The following is a 19,929-nucleotide window of genomic DNA, read 5'->3' as shown; positions in this document are numbered from 1 at the left end:
TCATGGACGCAAAATCGTCAGACCTTTCGCAACTGCACGCCATGGTTCCGCCGAGCGACCGCCTGATGAACGCAGGCTGGCGCGGCGAGCGCGGCGATCCGTCGCTCGGCGACATGTTCGCGACGGTACGAACCGCAACAAAAGGGTCGCTCTGGCGGAAGCTGCTGGCCTTTCTCGGACCCGGTTACCTTGTCGCCGTCGGCTATATGGACCCCGGCAATTGGGCGACGTCGCTCGCTGGCGGTTCCAAATTCGGCTACGTCCTGCTCTCGGTCGCGCTGCTGTCCAACCTGATGGCGATCGTGCTGCAGTCGCTGTGCACGCGGCTCGGCGTCGCCACCGGCCGCGACCTCGCCCAGGCCTGTCGCGACTCCACCCCGCGCTGGGTCTCGGTGCCGCTGTGGCTGTCGGCGGAGATCGCGATCACCGCCACCGATCTCGCCGAGGTGATCGGCACAGCGATCGGTCTCAGCCTGCTGTTCGGGCTGCCGCTGTCGATCGGCGTCTGCGTCACCGCGCTCGATGTCTTCCTGATCCTGGCGCTGCAGGCGTTCGGCTTTCGCTGGATCGAGGCCTTCGTGGTCGCGCTGCTCGGCATCATCGCGCTGTGCTTCGCGATCCAGATCGCGATGGCCGAGCCCGACTGGGCCGAGGTGGTGAAGGGCTTCGTGCCCAGCGGTCAGCTGATCGCCAATCCGGAGATGCTCTATCTGGCGCTCGGCATTCTCGGCGCGACCGTGATGCCGCACAATTTGTATCTCCATTCGGGCCTGGTCCAGACGCGCGGCTACGGCGACAGCCCGGAGGACAAGCGCGAGGCGATCACGCTTTCCACGATCGATTCCACCATCGCGCTGTGCCTGGCGCTGACCATCAACGCCTCGATCCTGATCCTGGCGGCGGCAACGTTCCACCGTACCGGACAGCGCGACGTGGCCGAGCTCGACCAGGCGCATTCCTTCCTGGCGCCGCTCCTGGGATCGACGCTGGCACCGACGCTGTTTGCAATCGCGCTGTTGTGTTGCGGCCTGAACTCGACGATCACCGCGACCCTGTCCGGCCAGATCGTGATGGAAGGCTTCCTCCACTGGCGGATCGCGCCCTGGCTGCGCCGGCTGATCACGCGCATGATCGCGATCGTGCCGGCGGTGGTGGTGACGATCTGGGCCGGCGAGAAGGCGACCGGGCAGCTCCTGATCCTCAGTCAGGTCGTGCTCAGCCTGCAACTGCCGTTCGCCATCGTGCCGCTGGTGCTGCTCACCGCGAGCCGCGCCAAGATGGGGCAGTTCGTGGCGCCGCGCTGGCTGACGGCGATTGCGAGCCTGATCGCGGTGGTGATCATCGCGCTCAATGCCAAGCTGGTGTGGGATCTGGCGATAGGTTGATGGAGGCGAGTAGCGAATAGGGAGTAGCGAATAGCGGTCGTTCAAATCCCTATTCGCTACTCCCTATTCGCCATTCGCTTCTTCATTCCTGCGGCTCCGGCGCGGTGTCGCCCTCGGCATCCACGCGGAGCCATCCGGCCGCCGCGAGCCGCTGCTGCGGCAGATAGCGGCTCTTGTAGTCCATCTTTTTCGAGCCCTCGATCCAGTAGCCGAGATAGACGTAGGGCAGGCCCTGGCGCCGCGCCCGGGCGATGTGGTCGAGGATCATGAAGGTGCCGAGCGAGCGCGTGGTCTCCGACGGGTCGAAGAACGAGTACACCATCGACAGGCCGTCGCTGAGCACGTCCGTCAGCGCCACCGCGACCAGCTCGCCACCGCGGGCGTTCGGACCGTTGCTCAGATTGCGGCGGCGGTACTCGATGATTCGCGTCTCGACATGGCTGTCCTCGACCATCATTGCGTAATCGAGCACCGTCATGTCGGCCATGCCGCCATGGCGATGGCGCTGATCGAGATAGCCGCGGAAGATCGAATATTGCTCCGACGTCGGCACCGCGCTGCGCTGCTCGCCGACCAGATCGGAATTGCGCGCGAGCACCTTGCGGAAGTTGCGCGAGGGGCGGAATTCGTTGGCGATCACGCGGACGGACACGCAGGCGCGGCACTGGTCGCAGGCCGGCCGGTAGGCGATCGACTGGCTGCGGCGGAAGCCGCCATGGGTCAGGAGGTCGTTGAGATCGGTCGCCTTGTCGCCGACCAGATGCGTGAACACCTTGCGCTCCTGCCGGCCCGGCAGATACGGGCAGGGCGATGGCGCGGTCAGGTAGAATTGCGGGGTGTCACGCGAATGCTGGGTCAAGGAACGTCGTGAGCCTCCGAGGCGATCATCAACAGAATTGCGCTCCGGAGGCGGCCGGTCAATCGCTTTTGCTGCGCCACCTGACGTCTCATCACGTGCGAGCCGGTTCAACCAGCTGCGAGCGCACCGACGTGTTGATCACGACGGTGCCGAGCACGAAGTCGTGCAGCAGCCGGCGGCGGCCGTTGAACAGTCCGATCAGCAGCACGAGCGGCGACAACACCGAGACGGAGATCCAGAAGCAGACCGCATGCACGGCACCGAGCACAAAGTAGCCCGGCGCGCCGTACCAGGTCCGGAGCTCCAGATCCATCACCCGCATGCCGATCGTCGCCGAGCTCGGGCCGCCGATCGTGGCGCCGTAGTAGACGATCGCCCAGATCACCGAGGCCGGCGACACCAGCCAGAACAACGCCCAGCCGAGGCCCAGCGTGACCAGGCCGAACACGGCGATGAAGATCACCGCCAGGATCACCGGGACGGAGAGCACCAAGAGATCGATCAGGAATGCAATCATCCGCCGCGTCAGCACACCGCGAAACAATTCCGGCTGCTGATAGGGGTCGTAGGCGTGCGGCCGGGTACCGGCACCGCCATTGCTATCGCCTGAACCCATATACGCCATGAATCTGCCCTCCGGATTGGCTCAGAGGACATGGGAACCCCACTTCCGCTTGCAAGAGCCGTTCGTGCATGGGGCGCGGCAAATTTCCGGCGATTTCGCGATTTGCAAGCCCGCTTGTAAGCCGGCGCGCGCGCATAGCCGGCGCGCCCGGAAGACCGCCGCAGACCCAGATCCCGAGGCGCCCGCTCAGCGCTGCTGCTGCAGCCGCTCGGCAGCCTGCGGGGCGAAATAGGTGAGCACACCGTCGGCGCCGGCGCGCTTGAAGGCGAGCAGGCTCTCCATCATCGCCCGGTCGCCGTCGATCCAGCCATTGTTGGCGGCCGCCGCGATCATCGCGTATTCGCCCGACACCTGATAGGCGAAGGTCGGCATGCTGAAGGTGTCCTTCACGCGCCTGACGACGTCGAGATAGGGCATGCCCGGCTTCACCATCACCATGTCGGCGCCCTCGGCGATGTCGAGCTCGACCTCGCGCAACGCCTCGTCGGAGTTGGCGCTGTCCATCTGGTAGGTCCGCTTGTCGCCGGTGAGCGTCTTGGCCGAGCCGATCGCGTCGCGGAACGGGCCGTAGAAGGCGGAGGCATATTTGGCCGCATAGGCCATGATCTGCACGTCGAGGAAGCCGGCCTGATCCAGCGCCTGGCGGATCGCGCCGACCCGGCCGTCCATCATGTCCGACGGCGCGATGATGTCGCAACCGGCCTCGGCCTGCACGAGGGCCTGGCGCACCAGCACCGCGACCGTCTCGTCGTTGAGGATGCGGCCGTCCCGGATCAAGCCGTCATGGCCGTGGCTGGTGAACGGATCGAGCGCGACGTCGCAGAGCACGCCGATCTCCGGAAACTCCTTCTTGATCGCGCGCACCGCCTGGCAAACCAGATTGTCCGGGTTGCAGGCCTCGGAGCCGTGCTCGTCGCGCAGCGACGGCTCGGTGTAGGGGAACAGGGCGATGCAGGGGATGTCGAGCTTGGCGGCGCGTTCGGCATCGCGGACGATCTCGTCGACGCTGAGCCGTTCCACGCCCGGCATCGATGCGACCGTGCTGCGGGTCCGATCGCCCTGCACCACGAACAGGGGCCAGATCAGATCGTCCGTCGTGAGCACGTTCTCCCGCACCAGCCGACGCGCCCACTCGGCCTTGCGGTTGCGGCGGGGGCGGATGGTGAGATCGAGCGCCGGTATCGGTGCAGTGGCCGGGTTGCGCGCGGTGTCGCGCAGGTCGATCGGGCGCCCGAATTTGATCGCCATGGGGTGCTGGCTCCTTGAGCTGGCCGGCGAGCCGGAGGATTTGATTTGTTGTAATTCCAACAATCTGTAGCACTTCGGCCGCCGCCCGTCACTTGACCTGACGCAAGCGGCCCGGTTGATTTCCGGCCCGGTTGATTTCACGGTGCCGGCCGGTCAAGAATCGCCATGCTCCTGGTCTTGAGAGGCCCCAATGACGACCTGCCTGTTCTGCTCGAGCTGCCATGGCTGAGATTCCCTCGGCGCGAGATCTGGCGCGTGACAACGCCGCCATGTCGATTGCCGCCATGTCCTCGGATCGGCGCGAGAGCGACGATAATGTCTGGACGCGGCGGCTGGTGCTGTTCCTGCGGGTCATGGCCATGCTCTCGATCGCCAAGGGCCTTTATCATTGGGCCCAGGTGACCGGCTTCATCGGCGGCGAGGACGACGCGTTCGAGAACCAGGCGATGGCCTGGCAGGCGGCGACGGTCTATTTCGCGGTGATCGAGCTCGTCGCCGCGGTCGGCCTGTGGCTGGCGACGCCGTGGGGCGCGGTGGTGTGGCTCACCACGGTCGTGTCGATGGCGGTCATCGAGCTGATGTTCCCCGGCATCTATGGCGGCAATCTGCTGGTGGTCGCGGGCGAGGCGATCATGCTCGCCGCCTACCTCGTGCTGGCCTGGATGGCGGCCCGCGAGCGGCCACCGTAGGTGGTGAGGAAAATTCGTTGCACGCCGTAAATCCTCTCAGCGCGATGCAAGTAATGTTTCGAACACCTTAAGAGCGCCTGCCACAGCCGTTACACAGACCTTAGCGGTGGGAACTGCACCTGTTTTGGAATGTGACAGGGGGGTGAAACAGAGCGCGAACATTGCCCGTCGTCCGTCAACGGACCCTTGCAAAAGCCCCTGTAATCACTGGATTAAAAGAGGATTCACTCTCCGCGATTCATTCTCTCTTTATGCTCTTATTTAAGGCGATCTTCAAAGCACGCCCCTTAAGTTCGTTCTATCAGACGGGACAAAAGTTTCGTCGAATAAGTCGACAAAAACGACGACAGGGGAAGTGTCATGATGAAAGCCGTTGCGACGGCCGTGGAGACTGCTGCGCCGGGCCAGGGCGGCACCGTCCAGTCGCTCTATCTGGAAGCTCTGACGCTGGTGGAGCGGCTGCATCGCCGCCTGCTCGACGTCATCAAGGACGAGTTCGACCGCCGTGGTCGTTCCGACATCAATTCGGTCCAGGCGCTGCTGCTCTATAACATCGGCGACAAGGAGCTGACCGCGGGCGAGCTGCGCACGCGCGGCTACTATCTCGGCTCCAACGTCTCCTACAACCTGAAGAAGCTCGTCGAGCTCGGCTTCCTTGATCACCAGCGCTCGCGCGTCGATCGCCGCTCGGTCCGCATCCGCCTGACCCCCCAGGGCCAGGAGATCCGCCGCATCGTCGACTCGCTGTATCAGAAGCACGTCAAGACCGTGGAGCAGGTCGGCGGCATTTCGAGCGAGGAGTTCTCAACGCTCAACAAGTCGCTGCACCGCCTCGAGCGGTTCTGGACCGACCAGATCCTGTATCGTCTCTGAGCCGGCTTCATCGTTTCGGCTGATCCGGCCTCAGACATCGAGAGAAGACCGGACAGCCCTCGATCCTCTGAGTTCGACCTTGCGTCGGCCCCTGCTGGGCCGGCGCTTTTTTCTTTTGTCGTGGCTCACTTCGTTCGCTGTTGCGAAAAACATCCACTCCGAACTGGAACCAATATCGCCTCTCGGACTTGTCTCCCGCGGAGGTCGGGTGATGCTGCACGATTACGGAATGCAGGTCATGAACGTGGAGCTGGTGAGCGACGCCTATGCGATCGCGGCCAACTACCTGCGGCTGTCGGGGGCGATGACGGATACCATCACGCCGAACGAGCAGCTCGTCGACATGATCGTACAGCTGATTCACCGCGGAGAATTCAACAAGCTCAGACTCGCGAACAAGGCGATCTCGATGTTCGAGATGGCCTCTGCGGCCTGACCATCAAGAGGGGTTGATATGGAAGCTGCCATCGATCGGATCATGCATACCTACGACCTGCTGGCGAACCGCACCGCGGCGGCCAGCGAGGAAGCGCGGCGCAAGGTCAGCGCCTACATCCAGACCTTGTTCGAAGCCGGCGAGCGTGACCCGCATCGTCTCACGGTGTGCGGCCTGACCTACCTGCGCCAGCTCGACGGCCGCGTCGATCCGGTGAAGGCCGGCTACACCGGCCTCTGATGTCATCGGCGCGCGATGGCTCGCGCGCTTGCCTCATGATACCGACAACCTGTATGAGACCGTCAGGTTTCATGCAGGTTGTTTATTTTTGGGGGATCGATGCGTTTGGTGTCCCGAGTTATTGCCACGGTGGGACTCTTGGCCTTCGCGTGCGGCGAGCTGAGTCTGCCCACGAGGAGCATGGCTGAGACGGTCTGGCCCCAGAAGGGACCGAACAGTCGAGAAGCGCTGGCCAGAGTTGGAGCCTGCGCGGAGACGACGATCACGAAAATTGCTGGTCGGTTCGATGAGCCGCTGTCGCCGACCCCGTTCAAGCTCGGCGAGAAGCTCGACGAGTATGGTGAGCCCATAATGGATCAGGGCGTCCACGTGCTGTACCAGAACGGCGCCGAGCAGATCGACTCGGCATGGAATGCCGCCGTCGCGCATTCCAAACTGAGCGATCCCGTGCGGCTCTGCACCGTCTGGAAGCCGAAGAAATGCCCGCCCGGCGATGACCGGGGACGAATCTACAAGGCGACCAATCTCCGGACCAAGAAAACCTGGCAGATGTCGGAAAGCTGGCACTCCTGTGGCGGGGCCTGAGCACGGGGGCTTGCTCCAGCGGCCGTCCACCATATCTGGCGCAAATATCCGGTTTGACCCGCAACCGCTTGGTCTGTCCCTTGGCCTGCCGCCGCCCGTATGGTAAGGGCAGGGGTCTTTTCCGACCGCCTTCACTGAACCGACCGCCGGCCGCCCAAGGCCTTGCGGACGTGGAGATATTCCGCCGATGACCGCTTCCAGCGCCAAGCCCGCCTCGTCAGTCGATTCCTTCTTCTCCGCCACCCTGGCCGAGGCCGATCCCGAGATCGCTGCCGCCATCAAGGGTGAACTCGGTCGACAACGACACGAGATCGAGCTGATCGCTTCGGAGAACATCGTCAGCCGCGCGGTCCTGGAAGCCCAGGGCTCGGTGATGACCAACAAGTATGCCGAGGGCTACCCGGGCGCGCGCTATTATGGCGGCTGCGAATGGGTCGACGTCGCCGAGAACCTCGCGATCGACCGCGCCAAGAAGCTGTTCGGTGCCAATTTCGCCAACGTCCAGCCGAACTCGGGCAGCCAGATGAACCAGGCGGTGTTCCTGGCGCTGCTGCAGCCCGGCGACACCTTCATGGGCCTCGACCTCGCCGCCGGCGGCCATCTGACCCACGGTTCGCCGGTCAACATGTCCGGCAAGTGGTTCAAGGCCGCGCACTACACCGTGCGCCGCGACGACCACCTGATCGACATGGATGCGGTCGCCAGGCAGGCCGAGGAAGTGAAGCCGAAGCTGATCATCGCCGGCGGCAGCGCCTATTCGCGCCCGTGGGATTTCAAGCGCTTCCGCGAGATCGCCGACAGCGTCGGCGCCTATCTGCTGGTCGACATGGCCCACTTTGCTGGTCTCGTTGCGGGTGGCGTCCATGCCTCCCCGGTGCCCTACGCTCACGTCACCACGACCACCACGCACAAGTCGCTGCGCGGTCCGCGCGGCGGCCTCATCCTGTGGAACGACGAGCAGTTCACCAAGAAATTCAACTCGGCGATCTTCCCGGGCCTGCAGGGCGGCCCGCTGATGCACGTGATCGCGGCCAAGGCGGTGGCCTTTGCCGAGGCGCTGCGGCCCGAGTTCAAGGTCTACGCGAAGAACATCGTCGAGAACGCGAAGGCGCTGGCGGAATCGCTGCGCGCCCACGGCTTTGACATCGTCTCCGGCGGCACCGACAACCATCTGATGCTGGTCGACCTCCGGCCGAAGAGCCTGAAGGGCAACGTCTCGGAGAAGGCGCTGGTCCGCGCCGGCATCACCTGCAACAAGAACGGCATTCCGTTCGACCCCGAGAAGCCGTTCGTCACCTCCGGCCTGCGACTCGGTACGCCGGCCGCGACCACCCGTGGCTTCGGCGTCGCTGAATTCCAGCAGGTCGGCAGCCTGATCGCCGAGGTGCTGAACGCGATCGCGCAGGCGCCGGACGGCAGCGCGCCGCTGGTGGAAGCTGCGGTCAAGGCGAAGGTGAAGGCGCTGACCGACCGGTTCCCGATCTATCAGTAAGGCTTGAAGCCACGATGCGCTGCCCGAGCTGCAACAGCCTCGATACGCAGGTGAAGGACTCCCGCCCCACCGAGGATTCCTCGGTGATCCGGCGGCGGCGGGTCTGCGTCACCTGCAACTTCCGCTTCACGACCTTCGAGCGGGTGCAGCTGCGCGAACTCACCGTCATCAAGCGCAATGGCCGCCGCGTGCCGTTCGATCGCGACAAGCTGATGCGCTCGGTGCAGATCTCGCTGCGCAAGCGCTCGGTCGATCCTGAAAGGGTCGAGAAGATGGTCTCGGCGATCGTGCGCGAGCTCGAGAGCGGCGGCGAGTCCGAGGTGTCCTCGGAGGCGATCGGCGAGATCGTGATGGAGCATCTGCGCGATCTCGACGACGTCGCTTATGTCCGCTTCGCCTCGGTGTACCGCAATTTCCGGGAGGCCAAGGACTTCGAGGCCGTGCTCGGCGAGCTCTCGGCCGAGGACGAGACGCCGCGGCTGGCGCCGGTCCGCAAATGATCTTCCGGGTCCTGGTCGATCAGGTCGGCGAGAAGCTGAAGGCGCAGAAGGACGCCGACCGCCGCTTCATGCAGCTCGCGCTGTCGCTCGGCCGTCGCGGGCAGGGGCGGACCTGGCCTAACCCGGCGGTCGGTGCCGTCGTGGTCAAGGACGGCCTCATCATCGGCCGCGGCTGGACCCAGCCCGGTGGACGCCCTCATGGCGAGCCCGAGGCCTTGAATCGCGCCGGCAAGGCCGCGAAGGGCGCCACACTCTATGTGACGCTGGAGCCATGCTCGCATTTCGGCAAGTCGCCGCCTTGCGTGGACGCCGTCATCGCAGCCGGAATCAGCCGCGTCGTGTCGGCGATCGAGGATCCCAATCCGGAGGTCGCAGGGCAGGGGCATGCCAAGCTCCGCGCTGCCGGCATCCAGGTTGAAGTCGGCCTCTGCTCGGCGGACGCCAAGCGCGATCATGCTGGCCATTTCCGGCGCATCCGCGATGGCCGGCCGCATGTGATCCTGAAGCTTGCGGTCTCGGCCGACGACAAGATTGCAGCCGCGGGCAACAAGCCGGTCGCGATCACCGGCGAGGCGGCGCGGACGCGCGTGCATATGTTGCGTGCCCAGAGTGACGCGATCCTGATCGGCGTGCGCACCGCGATCGCCGATGATCCGCTGCTGACCTGCCGGCTGCCCGGCATGGAGGCCCGCTCGCCGGTGCGCGTGGTGCTCGATCCGATGCTGCGGCTGCCCATGACCAGCCGTTTGGTGCAATCAGCGCGAACCACGCCGCTCTGGATGGTCGCGTCAGCGCTTGCCGAGCCCGCGGCGGCGACCAAGCTCGGTGCTGCCGGTGCCCAGGTGATCCGCGTGCCGCCGCAGGCCGAGCCCTCGGCGCTGGAGCCCCCCGCCGTGCTCAAGGCGCTGGCTGAGAAGGGCATCACCCGCCTGATGATCGAGGGCGGCAGCCGCGTCGCCTCATCCTTCATGGCGAGTGGCCTGGTCGATGAAATCTGGCTGCTGCGCGGTCCCGGCGAGATCGGGGCCGACGGCATCGCTGCGCTGGACGCATTGCCGCTGACCGCAATCACGCAGTCGCCGGCCTATCGCGTTCGTGCTAGCGAAACGCTCGATCCCGACACCCTTACGATTTACGAGCGCGCGTAATGTTTACCGGCATCGTCACCGACATCGGCGAGATCGCCAGCCTGACGCCGCGGACCGAGGGCAAGCTGCACCGGCTGCGCATTGCCTGCCATTATGACCAGGCCAGCATCGCCGATGGCGCATCCATCGCCAACAATGGCGTCTGCCTCACGGTCGTGCAGTCCGGCGTCACCGATGGGACGACCTGGTTCGAGGTCGACGCCGCCGCGGAGACGCTGGCACTGACCACGGCCAAGCACTGGCGCGTCGGCACAAAGCTGAACCTCGAGCGGGCCCTGAAGATCGGCGACGAGCTCGGTGGCCACATCGTCGCAGGCCATGTCGACGGCATCGCGACCATCGTCAGCCGCGACAACCTGCCTGACATGGCAAGGTTCGTGCTGAAGACAACGCGGGATCTGGCGCGCTTCATCGCCACCAAGGGCTCGGTCACCCTCGACGGCGTCTCGCTCACGGTCAACACCGTCGACGAACTGGCCTTCTCGGTGCTGATCATTCCGCATACGCTGTCGGTCACCACGCTGTCGTCCTGGCAGGCCGGCAGTGAGGTCAATCTCGAGGTCGACCTGATGGCGCGCTATGCCGCGCGCCTCACGGAAATGAAGTAGCCTCGAAGGAGGCTTTCCGTCTTGGCTTTGCGGGCGCTCGCGCCTACAAGGCCAGCCCTCGTGGCGAGGAGGCGCCGATGTGTCGTCTCGCAGCATGAGGCCGATTTCATCTCGCCCTTCGCGACGCGGCCGGATCGCCGCTCCCTTGGGGCGAGGCACCTGAAGACAATGGAAACAGAACCATGGCAGACGCACGGCGCGCGCCGCTCAAAGACCAGACCGACATCTCCGGCGCCCGGGCGCTGATCGTCGAGGCCCGCTTCTACGACGACCTTCAGGACGCCCTGCTGGAGGGCGCCACCGCCGAGCTGAAGGCGGCCGGCGTGAGCTACGAGGTGCTCACCGTCACTGGCTCGCTGGAGATTCCGGCGACTATTGCCATTGCGCTCGATGCTGCCGCCAAGACCGGCAAGCCTTATGATGCGGCGATCGCGCTCGGCTGCGTCATCCGCGGCGACACCATCCATTTCGAGATCGTGTCGCAGGAATCCTCGCGGGCCCTGATGGATCTGTCGGTGGCGCGCGGCCTGCCGCTCGGCAACGGCATCCTCACCGTCAACAACGAGGACCAGGCCTGGGCGCGCGCCCGCCTCTCTGAGATGAACAAGGGCGGCGATGCCGCCCGCGCCGCGCTCGCCGTGCTGCGCATCAAACGCCGTCTGTCGCGAGGCTGAGATGGCCGAGAGCAGCAACAAGCCGTCCAAGGGCCCGATCCGCGCCGGCGACCGCAAGGCCAACCGCCGTGGCGCGGCGCGGCTCGCCGCCGTCCAGGCGCTCTACCAGATGGACATTGCTGGCGCCGGCATCAACGACGTGCTGGCCGAGTTCGAGAGCCATTGGCTCGGCAACGAGGTCGAGGGCGAGCAGTATCTGCCGGCGGAGGCTGCCTTCTTCCGTGACATCGTCTCCGGCGTGGTGCGCGACCAGACCAAGATCGATCCGGTGCTCGACGCGGCGCTGGAGCGCGGCTGGCCGCTGCAGCGGATCGAGGCGATCCTGCGCGCTGTGCTGCGCGCCGGCGCCTATGAGCTGGAGCGGCGCAAGGACGTGCCGGCCAAGGTCGTCGTGTCCGAATATGTCGACATCGCCCATGCCTTCGTCGAGCGCGACGAGACCGGCATGGTCAACGCCGTGCTGGAGCAACTCGCCCGGCAATACCGCGGCGACGAGATGGGGCCGAAGTAGCGATGGGGGGCGCCGGAGCACGATCGCTGCGAACCGGTGCGATGCCAGTGTCTTTCCTCGACTGTCATCACCCGCGAAAGCGGGTGATCCAGCATTCCAGAGACGAGCGCGGCGTACTGGATCGCCCGGTCCCGCCTTCGTCTATCGGCTCCGGCGCGGCGACGAATGCAAGGGCGCGCCGAAGCTTTAGCGAAGGCGGCAAGCCGGGCGATGACAGCGGAGAGCGGGGAGGGGGGCTGTGACCCAAAACCCCTCCGGCGAAGACTCCCTCATTGCCCGCTATTTCAAGCCGCTGGCGACCGACCCCGGCGCGTTCGGTCTCGTCGACGACGCTGCGATCATTCCCGCCGATGGGGACGACATCGTCGTCAAGACCGACGCCATCGTCGAAGGCGTCCATTATCTCGCCGACGATCCCCCCGACACCATCGCGCGCAAGGCGCTGCGGGTGAACCTGTCCGATCTCGCCGCCAAGGGCGCCGTGCCCGCTGGCTTCGTCCTGACGCTCGCGCTGCGCGAGAAGGACGACGCCTGGCTGACGCAGTTCGCGCGTGGCCTCGGCGAGGACGCCGCCGCGTTCGGCTGTCCGCTGCTCGGCGGCGACACCGTGTCGACGCCCGGTCCCGTGATGATCTCGATCGCGGCCTGGGGGCGGGTGCCCAGGGGCCGGATGGTGCATCGCTTCGGCGCGCGTCCTGGCGACCGGGTGATGGTGAGCGGGACCATCGGCGACGCCGCGCTCGGCCTGCGCATCCTGACGGGCACAACCGAGGCCACGGCGCTGGCCGACGATCCCGCCGCGCGGGATATGCTGGTCGGCCGTTATCGCACGCCACAGCCGCGCAATGCACTGGCTGCGGCCGTGAGAGACTGCGCGACCGCCTCGATGGATGTGTCTGATGGCCTCGCGGGCGACCTGGCCAAGCTCTGCGCCGCCTCTTCCGTGAGCGCCGACATCGTGCTGTCCCACATTCCACGATCGCCGGCAGCGGCGAAGCTGCTTGCTGTCGGGGCCGCGCAGCTTGAAAGCATGATCTCGGGCGGCGACGATTACGAGATCCTCTGCACTGTTCCCGCAGCGCGATGCGCAGCGTTCCGTGCTGCAGCCGAGACGGCGGGCGTTGCCGTCACGGACATCGGCGCCATCGTCGAAGGGGCGCGAGCCCCGCGCTTCCTGGACGGGCAGGGCCGTCCCGTCACACTGACGCGTTTGTCCTTCAGCCACTTCTGACACCTATTTGCACCGCACAATGCGACCAAAGAAGCGTCTGAATTTGGAGCGGTTCAGGCGTCGCGGCGTTGCGTCATCATGGCGATTTTGGCAAGCTTCATGATGTTCGAGGCGGCTCCGCCCGGAGCGGCCTGACAGGGGGCGTGCGTCGCACCATCGCGGCGTGACGTAGTTCAAAAAAGCAAAGAGCCGAGGAAACTAAATGTCAGCTTTATGGGTGATCGTGCTCTGCGGAGCGCTGTCGATCGTCTATGCGATCTGGGCCACTTCATCGGTCCTGGGTGCGGACGCCGGCAATGCGCGCATGCAGGAAATTGCGGCGGCCGTGCGTGAGGGCGCGCAGGCCTATCTCCGCCGCCAATATACGACGATCGGAATCGTCGGCGTCGTGATCTTCGTGCTCCTTGCGTATTTCCTCGGCATGCTCGTGGCGGTCGGCTTTGCGATCGGCGCGATCCTCTCCGGCGCCGCCGGCTTCATCGGCATGAACGTGTCGGTGCGCGCCAACGTCCGCACCGCGCAGGCTGCGACCACCTCGCTCGCAGGCGGCCTCGAGCTCGCCTTCAAGGCCGGCGCCATCACCGGTCTGCTCGTCGCGGGTCTGGCGCTGCTCGGCGTCACGATCTACTTCGGCGTTCTCACCGGCTTCATGAAGCTCGCGCCCGACAGCCGCACCGTGATCGACGCGCTGGTCGCGCTCGGCTTCGGCGCATCGCTGATCTCGATCTTCGCCCGTCTCGGCGGCGGCATCTTCACCAAGGGCGCCGACGTCGGCGGTGACCTCGTCGGCAAGGTCGAAGCCGGCATTCCTGAGGACGATCCGCGCAACCCCGCGACCATCGCCGACAACGTCGGCGACAACGTCGGTGACTGCGCCGGCATGGCCGCCGACCTGTTCGAGACCTACGCGGTGACCGCGGTCGCCACCATGGTGCTGGCTGCGATCTTCTTCGCCAAGTCATCGCTGCTCGCCAACATGATGACCCTGCCGCTCGCCATCGGCGGCATCTGCATCATCACCTCGATCGCCGGCACCTTCTTCGTCAAGCTCGGCGCCAGCCAGTCGATCATGGGCGCGCTGTACAAGGGCCTGATCGCGACCGGCGTGCTCTCGCTCGCCGGCGTCGCGATTGCCATTGCGTGGCTGATCGGCTTCGGCAAGCTCGATGGCGTCGACTACACCGGCACCGCGCTGTTCGTCTGTGGTGTCGTCGGCCTCGTCGTGACCGGCCTGATCATCTGGATCACCGAATACTACACCGGCACCGACTTCCGCCCGGTGAAGTCGATCGCTTCGGCCTCGGTCACGGGTCACGGCACCAACGTGATCCAGGGCCTCGCGATCTCGATGGAATCGACCGCGCTGCCCGCGATCGTGATCATCGCCGGCATCCTGGTCACCTACAGCCTCGCCGGCCTGTTCGGCATCGCGATCGCGACCACGACGATGCTGGCGCTGGCCGGCATGATCGTCGCGCTCGACGCCTTCGGTCCAGTCACGGACAATGCCGGCGGCATTGCCGAAATGGCCGGCCTGCCGAAGGAGGTCCGCAAGTCGACCGACGCGCTCGACGCGGTCGGCAACACCACCAAGGCGGTCACCAAGGGCTACGCGATCGGCTCCGCCGGTCTCGGCGCGCTGGTGCTGTTTGCGGCCTATAACCAGGACCTGCAGTTCTTCATCGCCGACTCCGCGAAGCATCCTTACTTCGCCGGCATCAAGCCGGACTTCTCGCTGAACAACCCCTACGTCGTGGTTGGCCTGCTGTTCGGCGGCCTGCTGCCATATCTGTTCGGCGCGATGGGCATGACCGCGGTCGGCCGTGCCGCCGGCGCGATCGTCGAGGAGGTGCGCCGGCAGTTCCGCGAGAAGCCGGGCATCATGCAGGGCACCGACAAGCCGGACTACGGCAAGGCTGTCGACCTGCTGACCAAGGCGGCGATCAAGGAGATGATCATCCCCTCGCTGCTGCCGGTGCTGTCGCCGATCGTCGTCTACTTCCTGATCTACGCGATCGCGGGCGGCGGCGCGGCCGGTAAGTCGGCGGCGTTCTCCGCCGTCGGCGCCATGCTGCTCGGCGTCATCGTCACCGGCCTGTTCGTCGCGATCTCGATGACCTCGGGCGGCGGCGCCTGGGACAACGCCAAGAAGTACATTGAGGACGGTCACTTCGGCGGCAAGGGCTCGGATGCCCACAAGGCGGCGGTGACGGGTGACACCGTCGGCGACCCCTACAAGGACACGGCCGGCCCTGCCGTGAACCCGATGATCAAGATCACCAACATCGTGGCCCTGCTGCTGCTGGCAATCCTCGCGCACTGAGCGGAGCAATTGTCCTGACGAATAAAGACCCCGCGGCGTGAGCCGCGGGGTTTTTCATGAGACTGAGTTGTTTGCTACTCGGCTGCGCGCTGCCGCGTGCGATACGACTGCAACGTGCTCTGAGCGGTTCGCGGCTGCATCTGCGAGAAGCTCGCCAGATGCTGATCGAGCTGTGGGCGTGCGCTGCCGCTGGCGCCGGCCTGCATGAACAGCAGCGTCGTCGTCGTAACCCAGGACAGGTCCAGCGCCTTGGCGAGCACCAGGAGCTGGTCCGGCTGCTTGCGCACGAAGGCGCGCTCGACCACGTCGAGCGGCAGCTTGCACATCAGCGCCAGCGCCAGCGTGACCTTGTCGAAGCTGCCTTCCTTGGCGAAACCGTGCAGTTGCGCCTCGTGGAGCTGGCCGGTCGCGTGCAGCAGCTCGACATAGTCCTTGGCGGTGACGAAATCGGCCGAGCGCGTCCGCGCTGCCGCCTGCAGTTGGTCCGATGCCTGCGCAACGGCGCGTTCGACGATCTCGGCGCGCGCCGCGTCGGCGCTGGCGAGCTGGCTGCGCACCGCGTCGGAGGCTTCGACGAACAGCCGCACCAGCACCTCGCGCGGACTGTCGGGCCGGCTCCAGAGTTTCAAGGCGAGGTTGGGATCGTCGGACGCCTTCGTCACCAGGCCGGAGAAGCCGTGATCGGAGAAGCGCGCGCCGCCATTGTTGGCGGTGTTCGACACCACGGCCTGATTGCCGCGATCGACCAGAACATCGGTGACGGACTCGGTCAGGATCTTGCGGTCGGAGATCGCGAGCAGATGCTCCTGGCCCCGGGTCTGCGCGGTCGCGACCAGGGTCTCCTCGTCGAGCCGATCGCTCTGGCGCAGCACGGGACCTGCCACCGCGATCGTCTCGTCGCTCGCGAGCAGTCGGAGCAGGCGTAGCGGTGCGTCGGGCAGCCCCGCGAGCCGGCTGCCGAGCTGCGCCCGCGCCGCAATGGCGACGTTGTCGAGCAGCTTGAACAGCACGTGGTCGAACAGATCGACATGCTCTTCGTTGAACTTGCCCGAACCGAAGACGAACAGGTCGGTGACGCGCTCCAGAATCTCCGCGCGCCGCGAGACGTAGCGGCTGGCGAGAATGTCTTCGAGTTGGTGGAGGACGTCGTTGGGCAAGGCACGGCTCATGCGATGGACATCGCCGGCGCCTGCCCCTCGGACGGTGCTCGGACCGCATCCACGCGAAGGTGGTCGGCCAGGCATCCGCTTGACGGTATCTCAGGACCAGATCAAAGGCGCGCGGCCACCATCTATCGCACCATCCCGCTTAAGGTGCCGTTACACCACGAGCCCTGTTGCAATACTCCGCTGCGACGTGGCCGGCCGGGCTCCGAGGGCTACTGCACATCCATCTGCAGGCCTTCCTTCTGGATGATCGAGGCGAATTTGGCTGTCTCGGCCTGGACGAAGTCGCCGAACTGCTGCGGCGTGCCGTAGTCCGCCCGCGCGCCCATGGCCGCGATGTTCTTGGCGATGTCCTCGCGCTCCAGCATCGCCTTGACCTGCAGGTTGAGCGCGCTGACGATCTCCGGCGGGCAGGCCTTGGGCAGGAATACGCCGAACCAGGACGACACGTCGAACTTGGCGAGCTCCGGCGCGCTCTCGCGCATCGTCGGCAGCTCCGGCGCGTTGGCGCTGCGCTCCGGTGTCGTCACGCACAAGCCGGTGAGCTTGCCCTCCTGGACCTGCGGCAATGACGGAAACAGATTGTCGAACAGGATCTGGACGTCGCCCGCCAGGGCTGCCTGCAGCGCCGGGCCGGCGCCGCGGAACGGGATGTGCGTCATCTTCAGCCCGGTGAGCTGCAGGAACCAGGCGCCCGTGAGATGCGGACTCTGGCCGACGCCGGACGAGGCGTAGTTGAGCTTATCGGGATTGGCCTTGAGATAGGCGATCAGCTCGGGAATCGACTTGATGCCGGTGGAGGGATGCGCCGAGACGATGTTGGGGATGCGGATCATGTTGGAGACCGCCTGCAACTGATCCGGCTTGTAAACGAGGTTGCGGAAGATCGAATAGGCGATCGCGTTCGGACCGGGGTTGCCGATCAGGACCGTATGGCCGTCGCCCTTGGTGTTGCGCGCGACCTCGGCGGCGCCGATCGTGCCGCCACCGCCGGAGCGATTCTCGACCACGGCCGACTGTCCCCAGGCGGTCTGCAGATGCGCCGCGAGCAGCCGGCCCATGACGTCGGTGCTGCCGCCGGGCGCAGCGGGCACGATCAGCTTGATCGTCTCGGTCGGGCGCCAGTCGGCGAGACTCGCGCGCGGCAGGATGGCGGCGGTGGACAGCGCCGCGGCGCCGGACAAGAGCTTGCGGCGCGACAGCGCGATGCGATGAGCCAATGATTCCTCCCTGCTGATGTTTTCCAGCAGGGTAGGGAAGATTGCAGCGCCAGAGCAAGCCGGCGAATTGCGCACGGGCTGCGCCAATCAGCGCAGCGGTCCGGCTTTGTGCCGTGGCCCGGAATCATATTCCGGGCTGCGGCGATCGGGTCGGGATCAGTTGAAGCTGAGCAGCTTGAACAGCGGCGTCAGGTAGCTGAGCTCCTGGCCGGAGGTCGGCGTGGTGCGGCTGACGAAGTCGAAGATCTTGCCGTCCTTCATGCCGTAATTGGCGAGCCGGCGGACCTGGCGGTTCTTGTCGAAATAGATCGCGATGACGCGCTGATCGACCACCTTCTGGTTCATGAAGGCGACCGGGCGCTCGGCGCGCTGCGAGATGTAGTAGAACACCTCGCCGTCGAGCGTCGCCACCGTCGATGGCGTGCCCATCACGATCAGCACCTGGTCCTGGCTGGCGCCGATCGGGATCTGCTCCAGCGCGCCCGGCGGCATGATGTAGCCCTTCTGGAACTGCTCGCCGGTGCAGGCGCCGAGCGCCAGACAGGTCAGCGCGATCGCACCAAGGGTGCGCAGACGGGGGCTCAGGCCGCGGGTGAGCAGGCGGGCAGTCGTTCGCATTGTCTGGGTCATCTTCTTCAGATCGGATCCCGTCCCCTTGCGTCGGGCAGGGCGTTGACGTACCGGGCAAACTTGCGGATTGCAACATGCCCCTGAACAGGGTCAGGGAAACTCGACCGCGGAACCGTCATGCTCTGGCCATTCAACCATCTCAGGAAATCCCGACCGTCCCCGCGCGGGACCATCGAGCCGATCTATGGCGCGATCGTGGCACAAACCCGAGACCCGTTGTTTTATAGACACTTGAATGTCCCTGACACGGTGGAAGGGCGGTTCGATCTGCTGATTCTGCATCTCTGGCTGGTGCTGCGGCGGCTGCGCGGGGTGGGGTCGGCGCTGTCGCAGGCCCTGTTCGACCGGTTCTGCGACGACATGGACGACAATCTCCGCGAGATGGGGGTGGGTGATCTGACCGTTCCGAAGCGCATGCAGAAGTTCGGCGAGGCGTTCTATGGCCGCACCGCCGCCTATGATCTGGCCTGGTCGGAGAGCGAGGCCCGGCTGGCGGAGGCGCTGCAGAAGAATATCTTGAACGGCGAGCATCCCGACAGCGCGGCCGGACTTGCCGCCTATGCGGCCCGGGTGGCGGCCGACCTCGCCGCCCTCGACGACAACAGGCTGCTCGGCGCCGGCTGGAGCTTCCCGCGGCCGGTTCAGCAGGACTAGCGACATGACCAGAGACAGAGACACGTCGCGCGAAACGGCGCGAGACCCTTCCAAGGACCCCTGGCGCGCGCCGCCGGTGATCGTGGCGCAAATCCCGGACGCCGGCCTGCATCGCGAGATCGAGGCCGATCCGGCCACGCGCCGGGCGTTGGCAGAGATCGCCGATCTGCGCGAGGTGCTTTCGGCCAAAGCCTCGTTCGACGTGGCCCTGAAGCGTGACGGCAAGGTGCATGTCGAGGGCCGGGTGCGCGCCCGGATCGGCCAGACCTGCGTCGTCACGCTCGATCCGATCGAGACCGAGATCGACGAGCCGATCGACCAGATGTTTGCCCCGCCGGAGCAGATTCCGGAGCTTGCCGACCTGGTCGAGGACGACCCGAACAGCGAGGTCGAGACGGCCGATCCGCCCGAGCCGATCGTCGGTGGGCAGATCGACCTCGGCCGGCTCGCCGCCGACGCGCTGTTCCTGGGGATCGATCCGTATCCGCGCAAACCGGGCGCGGTGTTCGAGCAGCCCGCCGAGGCCTCCGATCCGGCGGACCATCCCTTCGCCGCGCTGAAGGCGCTGAAGCCGGCAGATGCCGTGGGGCCGGGCGCGGTCAAAGCGAAGAAAACGGGTGAGGATTGACGCGCAATTGTGCAGGCCGCTGCCGCGCGATCCTGTCACAAAGCTTGTCAAAATTCTCTCAAGTCGCTGATTTCGAACGAAAAGACGGGGCGCTACCGGTCCCGGACCGGCGCGGCGGTTGCAAAATGCATCGCTCCCGGGAGGTTGTTTCGACACGGAGAGACGCTATTGTCGCGCCCGGGTCGGGGTGCGACGAAAAGGCCC

At 65.9% G+C, this 19,929-nt stretch carries 22 protein-coding genes; 16 read left to right on the top strand and 6 right to left on the bottom strand.

Annotation, left to right across the window (positions count from 1 at the left end; translation table 11 throughout):
- Positions 1–2 precede the first annotated feature (2 nt).
- Positions 3–1,385 carry an Nramp family divalent metal transporter gene (locus tag ACQR2C_RS29220; protein ID WP_316181545.1) on the top strand — a complete coding sequence of 461 codons (1,383 nt, stop codon included), beginning with the start codon at positions 3–5 and terminating at the stop codon, positions 1,383–1,385.
- 82 nt (positions 1,386–1,467) lie between these two features.
- Here the strand turns inward: ACQR2C_RS29220 and ACQR2C_RS29215 are convergent, their stop codons facing one another.
- The 3 genes from ACQR2C_RS29215 to hemB all read right to left on the bottom strand — a co-directional run bounded on the left by ACQR2C_RS29215 (position 1,468) and on the right by hemB (position 4,117).
- Positions 1,468–2,244: an arginyltransferase gene (locus ACQR2C_RS29215; protein WP_315720511.1), complete on the bottom strand. Its 777-nt coding sequence runs from the start codon at positions 2,242–2,244 to the stop codon at positions 1,468–1,470.
- A gap of 91 nt (positions 2,245–2,335) precedes the next feature.
- Positions 2,336–2,869 carry an RDD family protein gene (locus ACQR2C_RS29210; RefSeq protein ID WP_316217817.1) on the bottom strand — a complete coding sequence of 178 codons (534 nt, stop codon included), beginning with the start codon at positions 2,867–2,869 and terminating at the stop codon, positions 2,336–2,338.
- 186 nt (positions 2,870–3,055) lie between these two features.
- Entirely contained in the window at positions 3,056–4,117 is a 1,062-nt protein-coding gene (gene hemB, locus ACQR2C_RS29205) for a porphobilinogen synthase (protein WP_434882659.1), read from the bottom strand.
- A 221-nt stretch (positions 4,118–4,338) separates the two neighbouring features.
- Between hemB and ACQR2C_RS29200 the strand changes: the two genes are divergently transcribed.
- The 13 genes from ACQR2C_RS29200 (at position 4,339) to ACQR2C_RS29140 (ending at position 15,427) form a co-directional block, all read left to right on the top strand.
- Positions 4,339–4,806 (top strand): DUF6163 family protein, encoded by a 468-nt coding sequence (locus ACQR2C_RS29200; protein WP_315711435.1) that lies wholly within the window; start codon positions 4,339–4,341, stop codon positions 4,804–4,806.
- A gap of 360 nt (positions 4,807–5,166) precedes the next feature.
- Complete coding sequence (gene ldtR / locus ACQR2C_RS29195) at positions 5,167–5,679, top strand: transcriptional regulator LdtR (RefSeq protein ID WP_008962376.1); 513 nt, start codon at positions 5,167–5,169, stop codon at positions 5,677–5,679.
- A gap of 211 nt (positions 5,680–5,890) precedes the next feature.
- Positions 5,891–6,115: a hypothetical protein gene (locus ACQR2C_RS29190; protein ID WP_315805831.1), complete on the top strand. Its 225-nt coding sequence runs from the start codon at positions 5,891–5,893 to the stop codon at positions 6,113–6,115.
- Positions 6,116–6,133: 18 nt separating this feature from the next.
- Positions 6,134–6,355 carry a hypothetical protein gene (locus tag ACQR2C_RS29185; RefSeq protein WP_006612770.1) on the top strand — a complete coding sequence of 74 codons (222 nt, stop codon included), beginning with the start codon at positions 6,134–6,136 and terminating at the stop codon, positions 6,353–6,355.
- 180 nt (positions 6,356–6,535) lie between these two features.
- The gene (locus ACQR2C_RS29180) at positions 6,536–6,940 is read left to right on the top strand and encodes a hypothetical protein (RefSeq protein WP_434882658.1); all 405 of its coding nucleotides are present in this window, start codon (positions 6,536–6,538) and stop codon (positions 6,938–6,940) included.
- A gap of 187 nt (positions 6,941–7,127) precedes the next feature.
- On the top strand, positions 7,128–8,432 hold the full coding sequence (gene glyA, locus ACQR2C_RS29175) for a serine hydroxymethyltransferase (RefSeq protein WP_434882657.1): 1,305 nt from the start codon (positions 7,128–7,130) through the stop codon (positions 8,430–8,432).
- A 14-nt stretch (positions 8,433–8,446) separates the two neighbouring features.
- Positions 8,447–8,932 (top strand): transcriptional regulator NrdR, encoded by a 486-nt coding sequence (gene nrdR / locus ACQR2C_RS29170; RefSeq protein WP_011927287.1) that lies wholly within the window; start codon positions 8,447–8,449, stop codon positions 8,930–8,932.
- Positions 8,929–10,080, top strand: a complete 1,152-nt coding sequence (ribD, locus tag ACQR2C_RS29165) for a bifunctional diaminohydroxyphosphoribosylaminopyrimidine deaminase/5-amino-6-(5-phosphoribosylamino)uracil reductase RibD (RefSeq protein ID WP_434882656.1) — start codon at positions 8,929–8,931, stop codon at positions 10,078–10,080. The genes nrdR and ribD overlap by 4 nt, the downstream gene beginning before the upstream one ends.
- Positions 10,080–10,688 (top strand): riboflavin synthase, encoded by a 609-nt coding sequence (locus tag ACQR2C_RS29160; protein WP_434882655.1) that lies wholly within the window; start codon positions 10,080–10,082, stop codon positions 10,686–10,688. Before ribD ends, ACQR2C_RS29160 begins: the two co-directional genes overlap by 1 nt.
- A 182-nt stretch (positions 10,689–10,870) precedes the next feature.
- A complete protein-coding gene (gene ribH, locus ACQR2C_RS29155; protein WP_434882654.1) occupies positions 10,871–11,362 on the top strand; it encodes a 6,7-dimethyl-8-ribityllumazine synthase in 492 nt (163 codons plus the stop codon).
- A gap of 1 nt (position 11,363) precedes the next feature.
- Positions 11,364–11,873: a transcription antitermination factor NusB gene (nusB, locus tag ACQR2C_RS29150; RefSeq protein ID WP_434882653.1), complete on the top strand. Its 510-nt coding sequence runs from the start codon at positions 11,364–11,366 to the stop codon at positions 11,871–11,873.
- Positions 11,874–12,111: 238 nt separating this feature from the next.
- Positions 12,112–13,104: a thiamine-phosphate kinase gene (thiL, locus tag ACQR2C_RS29145; RefSeq protein ID WP_434882652.1), complete on the top strand. Its 993-nt coding sequence runs from the start codon at positions 12,112–12,114 to the stop codon at positions 13,102–13,104.
- A 202-nt stretch (positions 13,105–13,306) separates the two neighbouring features.
- Positions 13,307–15,427: a sodium-translocating pyrophosphatase gene (locus tag ACQR2C_RS29140; protein ID WP_316181531.1), complete on the top strand. Its 2,121-nt coding sequence runs from the start codon at positions 13,307–13,309 to the stop codon at positions 15,425–15,427.
- Positions 15,428–15,501: 74 nt separating this feature from the next.
- Here ACQR2C_RS29140 and ACQR2C_RS29135 read toward each other — a convergent pair whose 3' ends face one another.
- The 3 genes from ACQR2C_RS29135 to ACQR2C_RS29125 form a co-directional block, all read right to left on the bottom strand.
- Positions 15,502–16,584, bottom strand: a complete 1,083-nt coding sequence (locus ACQR2C_RS29135; protein WP_316217897.1) for a DUF2336 domain-containing protein — start codon at positions 16,582–16,584, stop codon at positions 15,502–15,504.
- A gap of 221 nt (positions 16,585–16,805) precedes the next feature.
- The gene (locus ACQR2C_RS29130) at positions 16,806–17,813 is read right to left on the bottom strand and encodes a Bug family tripartite tricarboxylate transporter substrate binding protein (RefSeq protein WP_316181529.1); all 1,008 of its coding nucleotides are present in this window, start codon (positions 17,811–17,813) and stop codon (positions 16,806–16,808) included.
- A gap of 156 nt (positions 17,814–17,969) precedes the next feature.
- A complete protein-coding gene (locus ACQR2C_RS29125; RefSeq protein ID WP_315805821.1) occupies positions 17,970–18,431 on the bottom strand; it encodes an outer membrane protein assembly factor BamE in 462 nt (153 codons plus the stop codon).
- A gap of 129 nt (positions 18,432–18,560) precedes the next feature.
- Here ACQR2C_RS29125 and ACQR2C_RS29120 point away from each other — a divergent pair, with 129 nt between their 5' ends.
- A complete protein-coding gene (locus ACQR2C_RS29120; protein ID WP_315805820.1) occupies positions 18,561–19,097 on the top strand; it encodes a ubiquinol-cytochrome C chaperone family protein in 537 nt (178 codons plus the stop codon).
- Positions 19,098–19,101: 4 nt separating this feature from the next.
- Positions 19,102–19,725 carry a YceD family protein gene (locus ACQR2C_RS29115; RefSeq protein WP_316237433.1) on the top strand — a complete coding sequence of 208 codons (624 nt, stop codon included), beginning with the start codon at positions 19,102–19,104 and terminating at the stop codon, positions 19,723–19,725.
- Positions 19,726–19,929: the final 204 nt, after the last annotated feature.

This window comes from Bradyrhizobium sp. HKCCYLRH3061, from assembly GCF_051168015.1.
GTDB lineage: Bacteria > Pseudomonadota > Alphaproteobacteria > Rhizobiales > Xanthobacteraceae > Bradyrhizobium.
Note: the sequence above shows the minus strand (reverse complement) of the source record. Positions and strands in the feature narration are given on the sequence as shown.